The organism is Hyphomicrobium sp., from assembly GCF_019744875.1.
Lineage (GTDB): Bacteria > Pseudomonadota > Alphaproteobacteria > Rhizobiales > Hyphomicrobiaceae > Hyphomicrobium_C.
Genome location: NZ_JAIETU010000002.1, coordinates 158,851 through 175,959, shown reverse-complemented (window position 1 = coordinate 175,959; position 17,109 = coordinate 158,851). Strand labels below are relative to the sequence as shown.

The following is a 17,109-nucleotide window of genomic DNA, read 5'->3' as shown; positions in this document are numbered from 1 at the left end:
ATTTGCGCGCAACACGCATCACTTAGCCGTCCTCCTGGTGCAAGAGCACCGTGACTGAAACAAGGATCGCAAGAAGGACCGGAACCCACACGGCAGCCCAAACCGGGGCAAGACCTGCAGTTCCGATTTGCCTTGAAATCTCCGCGAAAAGGAAGAACCCAAAGCCCCCCACCATTCCAGTCACGACCATAGTCTGGATCCCCCCAGAGCGGAATGACCGCAACGACACAGTAGCCGCCAAAAAAACCATAGCGACGCACAGCAGCGGGCGGCTCAGGAGGAGCTCGTATTGGATTCGCAAGCGTGAAGCCGAAAGTCCAGCCCGCTCCGTAGTGTAGATGATGTCCGGAAGCTCCCAGAACGACACTGAGATCACGCTGCCGAGGGCATCGACGACACGCTCCGGCGTGAGGTAGGTGGACAGCAAATAGGAATTGAATTTTTCGGGCTCCCGGCCCATGCGCGAAACGAGCGCCGGGCTGAGCAGCCAGAAGCCGTCGTAGAGCCGCGCCTCCGAGGCATCCACCCGCTCCGAAAAGCGGCCGTTCTTGTCATAGACGAAGGCCGTCACGGTCCCCAGCACCGCGCCCTTTTCCTTCGCCGAAGACGCCGTCAGCACGGATTGCCCATCGGTACCATCCTGGCGCAGCCAGGTGCCGGCCGCGCCCTTGCCTAAGGGACTGGATTCGCGCCCGAAAGCTTTCGAATAGACCTTTTCCGACTGATCGCGCGCGTGCGCGGCGAGAGGATTGAACGCCATCGAGCTCAGCATGCCGAGCCCGAGCCCGACGACCACGCCCGGCCGCAGGATCTGCCAGACCGACATGCCGCCTGCACGCATGACGGCCAGCTCGCTTTTGCGGGCCAGCATGAGCAGCGCACTGATGGACCCGACGAGGACTGCGAACGGCAGCAGGATTTCGGTATAGGCCGGCAGCCGCAGCAGCGTGATCCACGCCAGCTTGTAGCCCGGAACGCTGCCGTATTTGCCGGCCTGGCGCAGCAGCTCCACGAAATCGATCATGAAAATCAGAACGGTACACAGCCCGAACACGCCGAAGATGGCGACCAGGAAGCGCATGCCGATGTAGAACGAGGCGGTCGAGACGAACGGCATAGGCCTCTAGCCTCCCGCCCGGCCGGCAGCCGCCGGCGCCGCACGCGAAAAGCGTTGCTTGAGGCCGGCCGCGAGCGCGCCCGCCGCATCCATGAGCCGCTCGATCCGGGGATTGGGCTTGCGTGCCCGCGCGCCCCGCACGATCAGAAACATAGAAATACCGATCGCGCTCAGAGGGATAAGGTAAAGCAGGGGCACCGCACTGGCGTGCAGCGTCACGACGTTGTTGACGGCAAGGCCCGTCAAACGGATCCCGACACCGGCCAGGAAGCACAGTCCCATCCGCATGTTCCGGTTCTGGCGCGTGCTCTGCGCCTGCCCGACCACCGCGATCGCCATCAACACGAAGGCAAGAGGGTAGAGCGCGCCAGAAAATCGCTCATGCAACTCGGACCGGTAGCGCCCAAGCTCGGTCTTGTAGGACTTCTCCTTCGGATCGGGCGAGACGAGCTCGGAAAAATAGCGCTCGCGCGCCTTGAGATCGGGCGGCCCGGCCGTGCGTTCCTCGAGCCGGTCGAGATCGACGGCGTACTTGTCGAACGCGATGATCTGGGTCGGCACCGTAATCCCGCCCGAGCGGCGCAGAATGTGCCCGTCCATCATGAACAGGTACGCGCCGCTGTCGTCCTTCACCAGCACGCCCTTGTCGGCGAGGTAGGACTGGGCCTGCTTCTCGTCGCGCAGGTCGTGCATGACGAGGCCGCGCAGCGTGCCGTCGGCCGCGCGCTCGCGGATGTGGAACGTGAGCCCGGTCTCCGGCGAAGAGAACCGTCCCGGCTGGATCACCTGGGTGAGAAGGTCCGTGCGCACCTCGACGACGATGTCCCGCAACAGCCTGAGGCTCCACGGCATCGCGTAGTGGTTCACGAACGAAATGAAGACCACGACAATCAAACCGAGCGCCACCAAGGGCTTGGTGATCGTCCACGCCGTCGCCCCCGACGCCGTGAGCACGATGATTTCACTGTCGCTGTTGAGGCGGTTGAGCGTGTGGATGGCTGTAATCAGCAGCGCGAAGGGCGTGATGACGGCCACGAAACTCGGCAGGCCGAGCGTCGTCATCTTGATCAGCGTCAAGGCGCCCTGGCCCTGGCTGGTCACAACGTTGAGCTCGCGCAGCGCGAGCGAAATCCAAACGATACCGGTGAGCGACAGTAGCACCAGCAGCAGCGCGCCGCTCGTTTGCCGGAAGACGTAACGCGAGAAGATCGTCATGGAGCGCCCCGCACGCGCCGCGCCCGCGGTCCCGCATCAGCAGGGCGGACGGCAAAACGCACGACGAAACGGACCAGGGGCGGATCGCCCGTGGACGCGCAGTCGCGAAGCTGAACTCCTGGTTTGCCTGCCGGCACGGTCCCCGATCCCCCGAACTCGGTTCAATGCCCTACTGTCACGCCACAATGGCGGAATTCCGGCTCGCATCCAAGCGTTGCGTGCAGTGCAACAAGCAGCCGGTTGGACGAGGAGGGGGAGGGCTGGCGGGCCCAAAGGGCCCGAGATCGCCCGGAGCGCCCAGAGATCACTCGGCGCTCGCCCGAAGCTGCTGTTTACCCCGTTCGCTTTAATTGCGGTTCGGCCGGGATTTGGGCCGCTCCCGCCTTGCACTTCCCCGGCGAGCGTCTAACTTCCACAGCGAAGATCGAAAAGCCACACTGTGCCAGTGCCACTTTTAGAGTGCCGCTTCCCTGCGCCCGGCCATGTCCGCGACGCCCCGCCGCCCGCGAGGCGGACCTGCCAGGCCCCTTCCATACCGTTCCCGAGGAGCACCATTTCCGCATGACTACGCCGCTCGACATCACGTTCGCACGCCTGGACGCTGCCCCGGCTGCAACCTGCGCCGCATTCGCCGGCAGCGACCTTTCGCTTTCGCCTGCCGTGCAGGCCCTGAACACCAAGAGCCAGGGTCTCGTTCTGAAGGCCGCAGAGGCCGCCGAATTCAAAGCCAAGGCGAAATCGTCCATCGAAATCCTGGCGCCCCAGAAGCTCGACATCCAGCGACTGCTGCTGATCGGCGTGGGCAAGGCAGGCGAGCACGACGAAAGCGATTGGGCCAGCATCGGCGGCTACACGTTCGGCCAGATCACGGCGCGCAAGGCGCGCGAGGTAAGCGTGATCGCCGAAGTGTCCGGCGCCGACCACAAGCCTGAGATCGTCGCCGCGAACCTCGCCTACGGGGCCCTGCTGCGCAACTACTCGTTCAAGAAGTACCACACCAAGAAGAACGGCGACGACGCCAACGGAGCCGACGGGGCAGCCGACCGGGGCATCAAGCTCACGATCCATTGCACCGATCCCGACAAGGCGCGCGCCGCATTCGAGACCAAGCGCGCGGTCGCGTCCGGCATTTGCTTTGCGCGCGATCTCGTCAACGAGCCCGCCAACGTCCTGGGCCCGGTCGAGTTCGCCGATCGCGTCAAGGAGCTTGAGAGCATCGGCCTCGAGGTCGAGATCCTCGACGACGTGACGCTCAAAGAGCTCGGCATGAACACGCTGTTGTCAGTGGCCCAGGGCAGCGTTCGCCCCGCACGCGTCGCCATCATGCAGTGGCACGGCGCCAAGTCGAAGCGCGCCAAGCCGCTCGCCTTCGTCGGCAAGGGCGTCGTGTTCGACACCGGCGGCATTTCAATCAAGCCGGCAGCCGGCATGGAAGACATGAAGGGCGACATGGGCGGCGCCGCCGCCGTGACCGGCCTGATGGTCGCTCTCGCCGAGCGCAAGGCGCCCGTCAACGCCGTCGGCATCCTCGGCATCGTCGAGAACATGCCGTCGGGCTCCGCCATCCGTCCGGGCGACATCGTCGTCTCGCTGTCCGGCCAGACGGTCGAAAACCTGAACACCGACGCCGAAGGCCGCCTCGTGCTGGCCGACGTGCTCTGGTACGTGCAGGAGCGCTTCAAGCCGCGCCTCGTGGTCGATCTCGCGACCCTCACGGGCGCCATCATGATCGCGCTCGGCAAGGATTTCGCGGGCCTGTTCGCCAATGACGACAAGCTCGCCGACCAGCTCATCGCCGCATCCAAGACGACGGGCGAGAAGGTCTGGCGCATGCCGCTCGACAAGTCCTACGACAAGCTCATGGACAGCAAGAACGCCGACGTGAAGAACATGGGCGGCCGCTGGGGCGGAGCATGCACGGCGGCAGCCTTCCTCAATCGCTTCATCAAGAAGGATGTGCCGTGGGCGCATCTCGACATCGCGGGCACCGCGATGGACGCGCCCAAGAACGAGATCAGCACGAGCTGGGCTTCGGGCTGGGGCGTCCAGTTGCTCGACCGGTTCATCGCCGACAACTACGAGAAGGCCGAGAAGTAGGCCGGACGGCGGACGGCCTGAGCGCCGTCCGCCGATTTTCCGAATTGAACGATACAGCTACAACCATCCGCTTCAACGCCTATTAACGTCATTATTTTCCATAATATATATTATGCGAACGATGGGTTTACCCGTTTGCTTCAAGCGCACCGACCTTGCGCGCGCCGTCCATCCCCCTCGCGGAGATCCCGGCCGCCACGGCATCAACCGATGGCACCATCTCATTATCAGTCATCTGCGGAATGTCCTCTAAAATACTCCCGCAGCTGGCTTCCCTCGTGAGCGAGAACAGAGCAGCATTTCCATCGGCATCCCGATTCGGATGCGTCGAAACAGATGCGTCGAACCAAGGATCCCCGCGCCGTCCATGACCGCCTCATCCAAGCCCGTGCTGATCACCGACATCATCTCCAGCACCAAGCGTGTCCGCCAGTCCGCCGCCAAGAACATCGACGGCATCCAGGCCGTCACAACCCAGCTTCGCGTGCTCGCGCTCAACGCCCTCATGGAAGCCAGCCGCGCCGGCGATCAGGGCCGAGGTTTCGCGGTCGTCGCGGAAGCCGTGAAAAACATCTCAGGCGAAGTCGAGACCTTCGCGAAGGCCCTCAACAGCGATCTCGGCGGCGAGATCACTTCGCTCGACGGGCTCGCCCGGCGCATGGCGCTCGAAGCCAACGGCCGGCGTCTGGTCGATCTGTCGCTGAACGCCATCGAGCTTCTGGATCGCAATCTCTACGAAAGAACCTGCGACGTCCGCTGGTGGGCGACCGATTCCGCCGTCGTCTCCGCCGCCAAGACGCAGACGCGCGATCTGGCCGACTACGCCTCACGCCGGCTCGGTGTCATTCTCAAGGCCTACACGGTCTATCTCGACATCTGGATCTGCGATCTCAACGGCACCGTCATCGCCAGCGGCCGGCCTGACCGCTGGCGCGTCGCCGGCACGTCCGTCGCGAACCGCGCCTGGTTTGCGCGCGCACGCGACCTTCGCGACGGCGACAGCTACGCCGTGGGAGAGGTCGCGCGCGAGCCGCTTCTCTCCGGAGCGCAGGTTGCCACCTACGCGGCGAGCGTGCGCGAGAACGGCAACAGCAATGGCGCCCCCCTCGGCGTCATGGCGATCCATTTCGATTGGGAGCCGCAGGCGCGGAGCATCGTGAAAGGCGTTCGCCTCAGCGACGACGAGCGGGCCCGCTCCCGCGCGATGATCGTCGATGCCAACGGCTGCGTGCTCGCGGCGTCGGACGGCGCGGGTGCATTGACCGAGCGCCTTGCGGTCAATTTTTCAGGCCGCAAGCATGGATACGAGCTCAGCGCGTCCGGCCAGCAGATCGTCGCCTTCCACCACACGCCGGGCTACGAGACCTACGACGGCCTCGGCTGGTACGGCGTCATCTCTCAGCAGCTCGAAGCGCTGGGGTAAACGGCGCCCGTGAACGCCCAGGAAAGCGGAAAGCCGAGGTAAGCGCGCCCTTACGGAAGCCGCTCCTCGGCCCCACGCACGATCGCCGCAATCGACGCCGCATAGACGGACGCCACGAAGCCCGTCAGCACGTTGACGCTTACGACCACGCCTGCGACTCGCGCCCACGGCTCCGGCAGCACGGTCTCCAGCACCGTCACGATGAAATCGTCGAACGCCTGCTTAATCTGGAAAAAGAGCTCGCTGACCTGGCTGATCGAGGGCTTCTGGGGCAACTCCCACACGAGCTTCCAGCCGATGTCGCCAACGCTCGTCGGCGTCAGGATCTGCAGCGCGGCCAGCACCGCGAGCCCTGCCGAGAACGCGAGCCCGAGCGGCGCCGCCAGCCGGAAATACCCCCACCGCCACGGCTCGGCACGGAACGAAACCGACAAGGCTCGCAGCAGCGTCGATCCGGCATACGTCGTAAGCCCGAACACAATGGCGACCCACAGCAGTCGCCCGCTGTCGGTCCCGGCGAACGTGAACAGCGCGGCCAGCCCCGCCAGCACGCCCTTCATGATCGCCTCGACCGATCCCACGAGCGCGACCAGCAGCCGCCGCGGCGTGCGCGCGCCCTCGAAATAGAACGGCAGCTCGAACGAGAGCCGCGCCATTTCCAATCGCAATCCGAGAAGGAAGCTCAGCCCGGCCGTGACGGCGGCGAACACGAACGGATACTGGTAGCCGAGCCAGGCAACAGCCGCCACGGCCGCGATCTCGGCAGCCATGATGACGGCATTCAACAGGATGCGAAGCACGGCCATGACCGATGACGCCTAGGACGGGACCCTGCTTCCGGTCTAAAGGCGTTTCGCGCCACAGGAAACCACTTTCGCGGGCTCGCCCCGCTCAAGCCGTACCGCCGATCGCCCGCCTGCCGTGTGCCCGAGCCGTCGCCCCCGCTGTCATCCTAGGCCGTGTGCCTAGGATCCAGCCCGCCCCACGGGAAAGCCCAGACGCGATAGCGTGACACTTCCAACCCTCTCGTCACCCAAGCTGAAGCATGGATCCCCGGGACAAGCCCGAGGATGACAAGTGCGGCGTTGATCGATCGTGATCCGGATTTAATCGAGTAGCGAGACAGCCGTCTCCGGCTTGCACGCAGGCTCACCCGCCCGCGCCAGCGTTGCATTGAACGGGAACGACCGGCGGAACATGCGGAACTCACCGCCCGTATCGCCCGCAATCTGCAGGTCCCGGTCCGGGCTGCCCTCGCGTCCGCCCGGCACGACATAGACCTCGACGACGTAAGGCTCGGTGCCCTTGGCCAGCTCGAGCGTGCCGCGGTAGACGGGCACGGCGCTTCCCGCAGCCGAGGTCCCGCCGTCGAGCTTGAGCGCAGTGGCTCCACAGCGCTTGTCGCCGTCGAGCACTTCGACACCGCACCATCCCGTCGTGCACTTCATGACGTCGAGCGTCAGCAGGCAGCGCGTGCCGCTGCAGTCGGATTCGCGGCGCGAAAGCTCATAGCTGCGGCCCTGCCAGCGTCCGGACAGGTCCGCGCTTGCGGTTGCAGAGGGCGCGGCCGGCGCGCTCGGGGCATCGCCCGCGAGCGCGGGCTCAGCCGTTGCAATCGATCCCGCCGTCTGGAGCGCAAACCCCGCCGTAGCCAGAACACAAAGTGCGGTGAAGCTCGAAACAATCCGATGACACCGTGTTCCCAAGCGCATGATGCGAACTCCAGCTTTCACAAAATGATCACGGAACCGATCAAATCATCCGGCCCGGGCGAAACTGTGTCGCGCTTTCTCCTCGGTGCCGCGATTTGCCTCCTGATCTCCCTTGCTATCCCGACAGGGATCGTCGCTCTGACGCAAGGTGCAGGCCTCATGCCCCTGCCCTTCAACCTTCAGGTTGTCGTCGAGCGCCTGCCGGGCATCTTCCAGATCCACATGCTCGCATCCGGCGCGGCCCTGCTGCTGATCCCGACCGCAATTGCCACGCGTCGGCACAGAGCCTGGCATCGCCCGCTCGGGCGCATCGCCGCCGTGTTCGTCATCGCGGGCGCGCTGACGTCGTTCCCCGTCGCCTACGAGAGCACGTCCGGCCTCGTGGCGCGCCTCGGTTTCGCAGCCCAAGGCACGATCTGGCTCGGCCTCGTGCTGGCCGGCGTACGCGCCATCCGCCGCAAGGATCGCGCCCGCCACGCCGCGCTCATGCTCGCCATGGCCGCAGTCGCCTCCGGCGCCATCTGGGTACGGCTCACGACCGCCCTCGCCACATCCTATGACCTGCCGTTCGCCCCCATCTACGCGTGCGCGACCTGGCTCGGATGGCTGCTGCCACTGACAATCGTTCTGGCTGTCGCCTGGCCGCGACGTCCCCGCCCTGTGCGCCCCACCGCTCTCGCCACCTGACGCCCGTTTCGCTAGGGTCCGACCGCGCAACACCCATGCGCGTCAGCACACCAGCCCGGACCCCTCTCTATGACCCCCTCCAAGGACATCGCCCGCCTCGTCGACATCCTGGCTGCGCTGCGCGCGCCGGACACCGGCTGCCCGTGGGACATCGAGCAGACCTTCGCGACCATCGCGCCCTACACGATCGAGGAAGCCTACGAGGTGGCCGACGCCATCGAGCGCGGCGATCTGCCGGATCTCAAGGACGAGCTGGGCGATCTCCTGTTGCAGGTCGTCTATCACGCGCGCATGGCCGAGGAGCAGAACGCGTTCGCCTTCGGCGATGTGGTGCATGCCATCACGAGCAAGATGATCCGCCGCCACCCGCACGTGTTCGGCACGGGCGAAGAGCGCGCTGCCGGCGCCGCCCCCGGCTTCTGGGCGCGCATCAAGACCGAGGAAAAAGCCGCAAAGGACGCCGAACGCGCCGCCTCCTCCACTTCTCCTCCCCCCTCGTGGGGGAGGCCGGGAGGGGCTGACGCCGCAGCGTCAGCCGTAGGAAAAAACACCATTCTCGCCGACATCCCTGTCGCCCTCCCGGCTCTCACGCGCGCCGTGAAGTTGCAGGACAAAGCCGCCCGCGTCGGGTTCGACTGGCCCTCCCTCGCGCCCGTGTTCGACAAAATGCGCGAAGAGCTGACGGAGCTGGAGGAGGTTGCCGCTCCCGCCGATCCGCGCAGCACCGCCGCCGACCGGTCGCCTGCACGCATGGCCAAGATCGAAGAGGAGTTCGGCGATCTCCTGTTCGTGATGGCCAACGTCGCGCGCCACCTGCAGCTCGACCCGGAAGCAGCACTGCGCTCGGCGAACCAGAAATTCATGCGCCGCTTCGCCCACATCGAGCGCCGCCTCGCCGAGCAAGACCGCTCACCGGCCAGCTCCAATCTCGCCGAGATGGACGCACTCTGGGACGAGGCAAAGGCGATCGAGCGCGCATCCGGCTGACGCAAACGCCCTGACTATCCGCGCCCCGCGCGAATGTACTCCGCCACATGCTCACGCCGCACGCCGAGCCCGAGCACGCGCGCAGGGAAACGCTGCAGGATCGGAAACCACTGCATCATCCTGAGCACCAGCGGCGGCTTCGGCTGCACGCGACGCGAGAGCGTCGGCCCGATGATGTTGTTCTGCGCGGCAACCTGGATCGCCTGCGTAACGCGCGTCGGAAACATCCGGCGCTTCTGCACCTGGCGCAGATCCGCAAGCCCCACGCTTCCCGCCTTCAAGGGTTTGGCGAGACTATTCGCCGCCGCCACAGCGTCCTGCACGGCGAGGTTCACGCCCACGCCCCCGATCGGGCTCATCGCGTGTGCCGCATCCCCGATGCAGAGAAAACCATCCTGATACCAATGCAACAGCCGGTCGACGCGCACCGTCAGCAACTTGACGTCATCCCACGATGCAATCGCATCGAGCCGCTTGCGATCGAACGATGATGCCGCCGCCACCGCGTCACGAAAGCTTTCGAGCCCTCCGCTCTTGAGCTGTTCGAGCGATCCCTTCGCAATCACATACGCGCACTGCCAATAGTCGCCACGGAACAGCATCGCGAGAATGTATCCCGCCCCGAACCGGCCCATCGTCTCGCCAGTGTCGCCGGGCTCGACAGGCAAACGGAACCAGAGCGCATCCATCGGCGCGCCAAGATCCTCGATCGCAAGCCCCGAGCGTTCCCGCAGCACCGAGTTGCGCCCGTCCGCCGCAACGACCAGATCGGCCATGATCTCGCGTACGCCCTCGGGCGTCGTCGCGCGCACGCCCACCACCTTGTCACCACGCTCGATGAGATCGGTCGCCTCCGCGTTCATGAGCAGCGTGAAGTTCGGAAAGGCCTTCGCCTCGGATGCGATGAAGTTGAGGAAGTCCCATTGCGGCATCATCGCGATGTAGCGCTCGCGAACGGGGAGATGACGGAAGTCGGCAATCGCAACCGGCGTCTCGCCAACCATGCCGCCGAGACGCTCGACCTTCTGATGCGGCAGCTTGAGGAAGCGATCGATCAGCCCCAGCTCGACCATGATCTGCAGCGTCGAGGGATGGACCGTATCGCCGCGAAAATCGCGCAGGAAATCGGCATGCTTTTCGAGCACCGTCACGCGCACACCAGCACGCGCCAGCAGATAGCCGAGCATCAGCCCTGCCGGCCCCCCGCCCGCAACGCAACACTGAGGTTGAGATCCGTCTGCCATGCGAGCCTCCGGCCGGAAACTGAGGCGCGCATTTTACTCCGGAAGCGGAAGGCCCGCACGCCGGAGTTCCTGCTCGAGCCGCATTTTCTTTTCCGACGCGATGCGCACGCGCACGGCGATACTTCCCGCCTCGTCCGCGTTTTGATCGAGCACGTCCGCGTTCTGATGCAGCCACGCGAGCAGCCGTCCCTCATGCGCGGGAAGCGTGAAGCCCAGAATCTGGTCCGCCACGCCAAGACGTAAATCGATCCGGTCGAGCAGCGCCGCGACACCCTCGCCCGTCACTGCCGACATCAGGACCGGCTCCGGCTTGCGGAAGCGAGCCGCACCTTCCGCGTCGGCCCGCACCTCGGGCGCAAGCAGGTCGATCTTGTTCCAGACTTCGAGAATGTGCCCGTCCGCCGCAACCGTATCGACGCCGAGATCGCGCAGCACGCCTTCTACGTCTTTCGCCTGCGCTTCCGTCTCCGCATGCGCGATGTCGCGAACGTGCAGCACGAGATCCGCCTCGATCACCTCCTCGAGAGTCGCGCGGAACGCCGCCACGAGTTGTGTCGGCAGGTCGGAAATGAAGCCCACCGTATCGGAAAGGATGACGCGCCGGCCGGAGGGCAGCCGCACTTCCCGCATCGTCGGATCGAGCGTCGCGAACACCTGGTCCATCGCCAGCACGCCCGCACCGGCGACGCGATTGAACAGCGTAGATTTTCCCGCGTTCGTGTAGCCCACGATAGCCACGATCGGATACGGCACCTTGCGGCGGCCCTTGCGGTGCAGGTCGCGCGTCCGCACCACGCCTTCGAGCTCGCGCTTGATGGCGATGATCCGCTCGTCCAGCATGCGCCGGTCGAGTTCGATCTGCGCTTCACCGGGACCGCCGAGGAAGCCACGTCCGCCGCGCTGCCTTTCAAGATGGGTCCACGCGCGAACCAGCCGGCCCTTCTGGTAGCTGAGATGGGCAAGCTCCACCTGCAGGCGGCCTTCCCGCGTCTGCGCGCGCCGTCCGAAAATTTCGAGAATGAGCCCCGTGCGGTCGAGCACTTTGGCCTTCCAGGCGACCTCGAGGTTGCGCTGCTGTCCGGGCGAAATCGCGTGATCGACGATCACGAGCCCCACTTCAAGATCTTCGATGAGCGCCCTGATCTCTTCGACCTTGCCCGAGCCAAACAGCGTGGCCGGATTGGGCTGCGGTACGGGCACGAGCAGCGCAGAGCGCACATCGAGGTCGATGGCCTCGGCAAGGCCCTTCGCTTCGGCGAGCCGGTCTTCCGGAGAATGCATCGACGGCGTGCGGTCAGCCCGCCCCGGCAATCCTGTTCTTGTTCGCGAGACGACCGGGACAAGCACCAGCACGCGCATAGCCGGCACGTCGCGGACATGACCGCGAGGCTTTGCAGCTTTGACGCCCGTTGGCTCGGGGCTCGTGTTGGCCGGATCGAACTCCGGCTCGTCGTTGTGGCCGATGGGACGCGTTACCCTTGCTGGCCGTCTTGCTCTGCATCCATGAGATGAACGGGAGCACCCGGCATGATGGTCGAGATCGCATGCTTATAGACGAGCTGCGAGTGACCGTCGCGCCGCAAGAGCACACAGAAGTTGTCGAACCAAGTGACGATGCCCTGCAGCTTCACCCCGTTGACGAGGAAAATCGTCAGCGGGGTTTTGCTCTTGCGGACGTGATTGAGAAAAGTGTCCTGCAGATTTTGAGCGCGTTCAGCGGCCATTTCTATTGCCTCTTATTATTTAGCCACGTCTTGAAGCTGGTGTCTTGAACCTGGACTTTGGTCGCGGGAGCGATCGAAGCGCTCCTAACGCACCGCCAGCATGCCGAAAGGCTCGCGGTCATAAGCTGCTAACATATCCTGTGCGCGAGACAATAGGCATGCGCACTAAGGAGCACAACACGCAGAAGTGATGGAGCTCCCGGTCAGGGAGAAAGTTTGGCAGCTTGATGAAACTTTGAGCGCAAACGGAGGGTCAGTTCGCCGGGATGACCGTTGCCGATCGGTGCGCCATCGATGGCCACAACAGGCATAACGGTTCCGGAAGCTGAGGTAATGAAGGCTTCGCGCGCACCTCGCGCTTCCTCGACCCGAAACGATCGCTCCGAATACGGGATATTTTCCCGTATAAGCAAATCAAAAAGCGTTCTGCGCGTGACGCCGGGCAGGATTGCATTTCCGGTGGGCCTCGTAATGAGGACACCCTCCTTGTCGACGATCCAAGCGTTGCTCGAAGCGCCCTCCGTCACAAACCCCTCCGCATCCACGAGCCACGCTTCGGACGCACCCGCGCGTGACGCCGCGTCCTTCGCCAGCACGGCAGGAAGCAGCATCACCGTCTTGATGTCGCAGCGTCCCCACCGGATGTCCGGCATCGTCACGACGGAAATGCCCGCGTTGGCGCGCGCTTCCCGCTTGTCCCCGTCGAGGCGGCGCGCCAGGCACACCAGCGTCGGCGTAAGACCGCTTGGCGGAATGGAAAAGTCGCGGGGTGCCGCGCCCCGTGACACCTGCAGATAGAGAAGCCCGGTCGAGACCCGGTTGCGCCGCACGACCTGCCGCATGACCTGCCCGAGGGCCGCCCGCGACATCGGCATCGGGATCGCGAGTTCTCCGAGCGAGCGCTCCAGCCGATCCATGTGGCGCGGCTCATCCACAAGCCGCCCGTCCAAAATCTCGCACACCTCATAGATGGAATCCGCGAACTGAAATCCGCGATCCTCGACGTGCACGCCAGCCTGCCCATAGGGCAGATACTGCCCATTGACGTACACGACCCGCGTCATCCCCGACCCCACTACTCACTACGGGTTGACCGTTGCCGGCAGCCCGCAGCCCACCCTCACCCGACCTTCATCTCGTTGCCGCGCTGGTCGGACGAAACGCCGAGCGCACGCAGCTTGCGATGCAGCGCCGACCGCTCCATGCCGACGAACTCGGCCGTGCGCGAGATGTTGCCGCCGAACCGGTTGATCTGGGCCAGCAGGTACTCGCGCTCGAAGATCTCGCGCGCTTCGCGCAGCGGCAGGCTCATCAGGTGCTCCGCGCCGCCGTTGACCGGCAGCGGCACGTTGGAGCCGATTTCCTCCGGCAGCATGTCGGCCGTGATGATCGTCGACGGATCTCCGCCTGCGAGGATCATCAGGCGCTCGATGTTGTTGCGGAGTTCGCGCACGTTGCCCGGCCAGTCGTGCGCCTGCAGCACGGCGATGGCGTCCTCGCCAATCCGCCGCGGCGAGAGGCCCGACGCCTGCGAAAGCTGCCCCACGAAATACTGGATCAGGTCTGGGATGTCCTCGCGCCGCTCAGCGAGGCCCGGCACGCGCAGCGGCACGACGTTGAGGCGATGATAGAGATCCTCGCGGAAGCGCCCTTCGTTCATGTCGCGCTCGATGTCGCGGCTGGTCGACGACACGATCCGCACGTCCACCGAAACCTTCTGCGCTCCGCCGAGGCGCTGGAACTTCTGCTCTACGAGAACGCGCAGCACCTTGCCCTGCGTTTCGAGCGGCATGTCGGCGACTTCGTCGATGTAGAGCGTGCCGACGTGCGCTTCTTCGAGCGCGCCCACCTTGCGCGGGCCGCCCGAGCGGTCCTCGGTTCCGAACAGCTCCTCCTCGACGCGATCCGGCGCCATCGAGGCGGCATTGAGCACGATGAACGGCCCATCGGCGCGATGCGACTTCTGATGCAGCAGGCGCGCGGCAAGTTCCTTGCCCGCGCCCGACGATCCGCGGATCAGGATGCGGCTGTTGGTCGGCGCGAGCCGGTCGATGGCGCTCTTGAGCTGGTTGATCGCCGGCGACTTACCGATCATCTCGGCCGACACCGTCGAACGTTCTTTCAGCTCGCGCACTTCGCGCTTGAGCTGGGAGGCTTCGAGCGCGCGCAGCGTCACGAGCACGAGCCTATCCGCCTTGAACGGCTTTTCGATGTAGTCGTAAGCGCCCCGCTTGATCGCCGTCACGGCCGTCTCGACGTTGCCGTGGCCGGAGATGATCACCACCGGCAGATCCGGATACGTCCGCTTGATGACCGACAGCACCTCGAGACCGTCGAGGCGGCTGCCCTGCAGCCAGATGTCGAGAATGACGAGATGCGGCCGGCGCTCCTCGATGATGCGCAGCGCCTCGTCGCTGTCGCGCGCCACGCGCGTGCGGTGGCCTTCGTCCTCGAGGATCCCCGCGACGAGTTCCCGGATATCCGCCTCATCGTCGACAATCAGAATGTCCGCAGCCATTGCTCTACTCCTCGAAGTCTCGTCGTGGTTCGTCGAAATCTCATTCAGCCGCACGGCTGGGGCTGTCGCCCTCTGCCGGCGCGCCATCGGTCGTCAACATGGAACGTGGGAATGACAGCGTCACGCGCGCGCCCGTCACTCGTTCCGCCGTCACTTCGGCATCGTCGAGCAGCAATTGCCCGCCGTGCTGTTCGGTAATCTTCTGCACGATGGCCAGGCCAAGGCCCGTGCCCTTGTGGCCCTTCGTCGTCACGTAGGGTTCGAGCAGCCGCGAACGGTTCTGCTTCGGCAAGCCCGGGCCGTTGTCGGACACCGCGATTGCCACCGTTTCCCCGACGCTGAGTTGCACATCGACCCGCGGCGTGCGGCTCTTGTCGGCTTCCGCCGCGCCTTCCACGGCTTCCGTGGCGTTCTTGACGAGGTTGGTCACGGCCTGCGTCAGCAGGCGGCGGTCGAAGGAGCCGAGCACCGGCGTCTCCGGCAGTGACAGCCCGTACACGACCGCGCTGTGGCTCTCGCGGAAGAGGATCACGGAATCCGTCACCGCGTCCCTGAGGTCGCCGTGCTCCATCACGGGCTTCGGAACCCGCGCGAATGATGCGAACTCGTCCACCATCGTTTTGATGTCGCCCGCCTGCCGTTCGATCGTCGCCGTGAGCTTGTCGAACGTCTCGCGATCCTCGACGATCACGCGACCATACTTGCGCCGGATGCGCTCGGCGGACAGGATGATCGGCGTCAGCGGATTTTTGATCTCGTGCGCGATGCGCCGCGCGACATCCGCCCAGGCGGATGTGCGCTGTGCCGAAACCAGCTCCGTGATGTCGTCGAATGTCACCACCGAGCCGACGTCGCCGGGGCCGGCCTTTTCGCGCGTCACCCGGACTGCAAATGTGCGCTCCTCGTCGCCGATCATGACCGAGATCTCTTGCGCGCCGCGCTGCTTCATGCCCGGCTCGTCTCGCCGCTCGAGCGCATGTGCGAGCATCGGCATCGTGTCGATCAGCCGCTTGCCGACCACATCCGCTTCCGGGATCGCCAGCAGTTGCTCCGCCGCGCGCGACACGAGCGTGATCCGGTCCTGGCTGTCGAGGCCGATGACGCCGGCGGAAACGCCCGACAGCACGGCTTCCATAAAGCGGCGCCGGTCAACCAACTGCTCGTTGGCCGTCATCAGCGCGTCGCGCTGATGTTTCAACTCTCGCGTCATGGTGTTGAAGGTCGTCGAAAGACGGCGAAGATCGCCCTCGCCGCGCCGCTCGGGCAGCTCCACCGCGAGATTGCCGCGCGAAACCTGCTGCGCCGCTTCGATCAGGCGCCGGATCGGCGCCACGAACCGGCTCGCAAACCACAAACCCACCCAGATCGCGGCGAGCAGGGCCGTCATCGAGATCATCGTGTAGATGAGGCCGTGCGCAAGCTTCAGGCCGCCGCGCGCGCGCCGGAGCAGGTTGTACTCGTCGACGCTCTGCTCGGTCTGCTGCAGATGTCCCATTACCTTCGCGCTCAGAACGCGCGAGACGTAGAGAAACCGGTCCGGATACCGGTTGAGCTTGGCCAGCGCCGAAACCTGCGACGTGTCGTTGGGCGTGAACAGCGCCACCTGCCCTGTCTCCGCCTGCTTCACGTAGTAGAGCGGGACGGAGGTGAACGGCAGCTTCTTGTCTTCGAGCGCCGAGACGACACGCTTGGCCTGTCCGTCCAGCACATAGGCGACGGGCAAGTCGCGCAGTCCCGCCTGTGCGATGATCTGCTGTTTGAATTCGGGGGAATCGACCAGCGTGTGGTCGGCCGCCGCATCGATGTCGCGCACCATGTTGGCGATGTCCGTGCGCAACAGCTGCCCGTGCTCTTCCACGTAGGCCTGCGCAACTTCGACCGAGTTGTTGATGATCGCGCGCGTGCGCGTCGAGAACCAGCTGTCGAGCGAGCGCGAGAAGGTTGTCGTCGCGGCGACCGCGAGCAGCATCGCCGGCACCGCCGCCGTGATCGAGAACAGCAGCACGATCCGCACGTGGAGCCGCGCGCCCGGCAGCTTCTCTCGCCAGGCCTGCCACATCCCGAAGAACTGCCACGCAATCACCGCGATCATGGCAATGATCAGCACGACGTTGATGAGCAGCGCGCCCAGCACGACATCGTCGCGCGGCGCAATCGGCGTGAGCCCAGTGAGAATGAGGTAGGTCGCGAGAGCCGACACGACCGAAAGCACGACGACGACAAGGCCGATCCAGAAGGCGCGATCCGTCAAATCGAGCAGCGGCGCGGCCGCGCCGTTGGTCGGCGGAATCTTGGAAGCGGTACCGTCTCCGACCATCAAGCCTTGCGTACTCCGGTGTGTATGCGCCCCCACAGGTGTCACAATCCGACAACGCAGCAAACGTG

14 protein-coding genes are annotated in these 17,109 nt (G+C 65.1%); 4 read left to right on the top strand and 10 right to left on the bottom strand.

Going from position 1 to position 17,109, the window contains the following annotated elements:
- Positions 1-22: 22 nt before the first annotated feature.
- Complete coding sequence (lptG, locus tag K2Y42_RS00935; protein WP_291147490.1) at positions 23-1,117, bottom strand: LPS export ABC transporter permease LptG; 1,095 nt, start codon at positions 1,115-1,117, stop codon at positions 23-25.
- 6 nt (positions 1,118-1,123) lie between these two features.
- Positions 1,124-2,332, bottom strand: a complete 1,209-nt coding sequence (gene lptF / locus K2Y42_RS00930; protein ID WP_291147488.1) for an LPS export ABC transporter permease LptF — start codon at positions 2,330-2,332, stop codon at positions 1,124-1,126.
- 561 nt (positions 2,333-2,893) lie between these two features.
- Here lptF and K2Y42_RS00925 point away from each other — a divergent pair.
- Both K2Y42_RS00925 and K2Y42_RS00920 read left to right on the top strand, forming a co-directional pair.
- Positions 2,894-4,429: a leucyl aminopeptidase gene (locus K2Y42_RS00925; RefSeq protein ID WP_291147487.1), complete on the top strand. Its 1,536-nt coding sequence runs from the start codon at positions 2,894-2,896 to the stop codon at positions 4,427-4,429.
- 367 nt (positions 4,430-4,796) lie between these two features.
- Positions 4,797-5,852, top strand: coding sequence for a methyl-accepting chemotaxis protein (locus K2Y42_RS00920; protein ID WP_291147485.1), 1,056 nt, complete (start codon positions 4,797-4,799; stop codon positions 5,850-5,852).
- Positions 5,853-5,902: 50 nt separating this feature from the next.
- On the opposite strand, the gene K2Y42_RS00915 is transcribed toward K2Y42_RS00920, so the two are convergent.
- Together K2Y42_RS00915 and K2Y42_RS00910 are read right to left on the bottom strand one after the other, a co-directional pair.
- Positions 5,903-6,658, bottom strand: a complete 756-nt coding sequence (locus tag K2Y42_RS00915) for a hypothetical protein (RefSeq protein WP_291147483.1) — start codon at positions 6,656-6,658, stop codon at positions 5,903-5,905.
- Between the two features lie 300 nt (positions 6,659-6,958).
- On the bottom strand, positions 6,959-7,564 hold the full coding sequence (locus K2Y42_RS00910; RefSeq protein ID WP_291147481.1) for a hypothetical protein: 606 nt from the start codon (positions 7,562-7,564) through the stop codon (positions 6,959-6,961).
- A 159-nt stretch (positions 7,565-7,723) separates the two neighbouring features.
- Here K2Y42_RS00910 and K2Y42_RS00905 point away from each other — a divergent pair, with 159 nt between their 5' ends.
- Entirely contained in the window at positions 7,724-8,251 is a 528-nt protein-coding gene (locus K2Y42_RS00905) for a DUF2306 domain-containing protein (protein ID WP_291147479.1), read from the top strand.
- A gap of 69 nt (positions 8,252-8,320) precedes the next feature.
- Positions 8,321-9,238, top strand: coding sequence for a nucleoside triphosphate pyrophosphohydrolase (gene mazG / locus K2Y42_RS00900; protein ID WP_291147478.1), 918 nt, complete (start codon positions 8,321-8,323; stop codon positions 9,236-9,238).
- Between the two features lie 14 nt (positions 9,239-9,252).
- On the opposite strand, the gene K2Y42_RS00895 is transcribed toward mazG, so the two are convergent.
- From K2Y42_RS00895 to K2Y42_RS00870, 6 genes are all read right to left on the bottom strand, one after another.
- Positions 9,253-10,482 carry an FAD-dependent oxidoreductase gene (locus K2Y42_RS00895; protein ID WP_291147477.1) on the bottom strand — a complete coding sequence of 410 codons (1,230 nt, stop codon included), beginning with the start codon at positions 10,480-10,482 and terminating at the stop codon, positions 9,253-9,255.
- Positions 10,483-10,515: 33 nt separating this feature from the next.
- Entirely contained in the window at positions 10,516-11,841 is a 1,326-nt protein-coding gene (gene hflX / locus K2Y42_RS00890) for a GTPase HflX (RefSeq protein WP_291147475.1), read from the bottom strand.
- Between the two features lie 113 nt (positions 11,842-11,954).
- On the bottom strand, positions 11,955-12,206 hold the full coding sequence (hfq, locus tag K2Y42_RS00885; protein WP_291147473.1) for an RNA chaperone Hfq: 252 nt from the start codon (positions 12,204-12,206) through the stop codon (positions 11,955-11,957).
- Between the two features lie 203 nt (positions 12,207-12,409).
- Complete coding sequence (locus K2Y42_RS00880) at positions 12,410-13,270, bottom strand: D-amino-acid transaminase (protein WP_291147471.1); 861 nt, start codon at positions 13,268-13,270, stop codon at positions 12,410-12,412.
- Positions 13,271-13,326: 56 nt separating this feature from the next.
- Positions 13,327-14,724, bottom strand: coding sequence for a sigma-54 dependent transcriptional regulator (locus K2Y42_RS00875; protein WP_291147470.1), 1,398 nt, complete (start codon positions 14,722-14,724; stop codon positions 13,327-13,329).
- A 40-nt stretch (positions 14,725-14,764) separates the two neighbouring features.
- Positions 14,765-17,041, bottom strand: coding sequence for a PAS domain-containing sensor histidine kinase (locus tag K2Y42_RS00870; protein ID WP_291147469.1), 2,277 nt, complete (start codon positions 17,039-17,041; stop codon positions 14,765-14,767).
- Between the last annotated feature and the right edge of the window lie 68 nt (positions 17,042-17,109).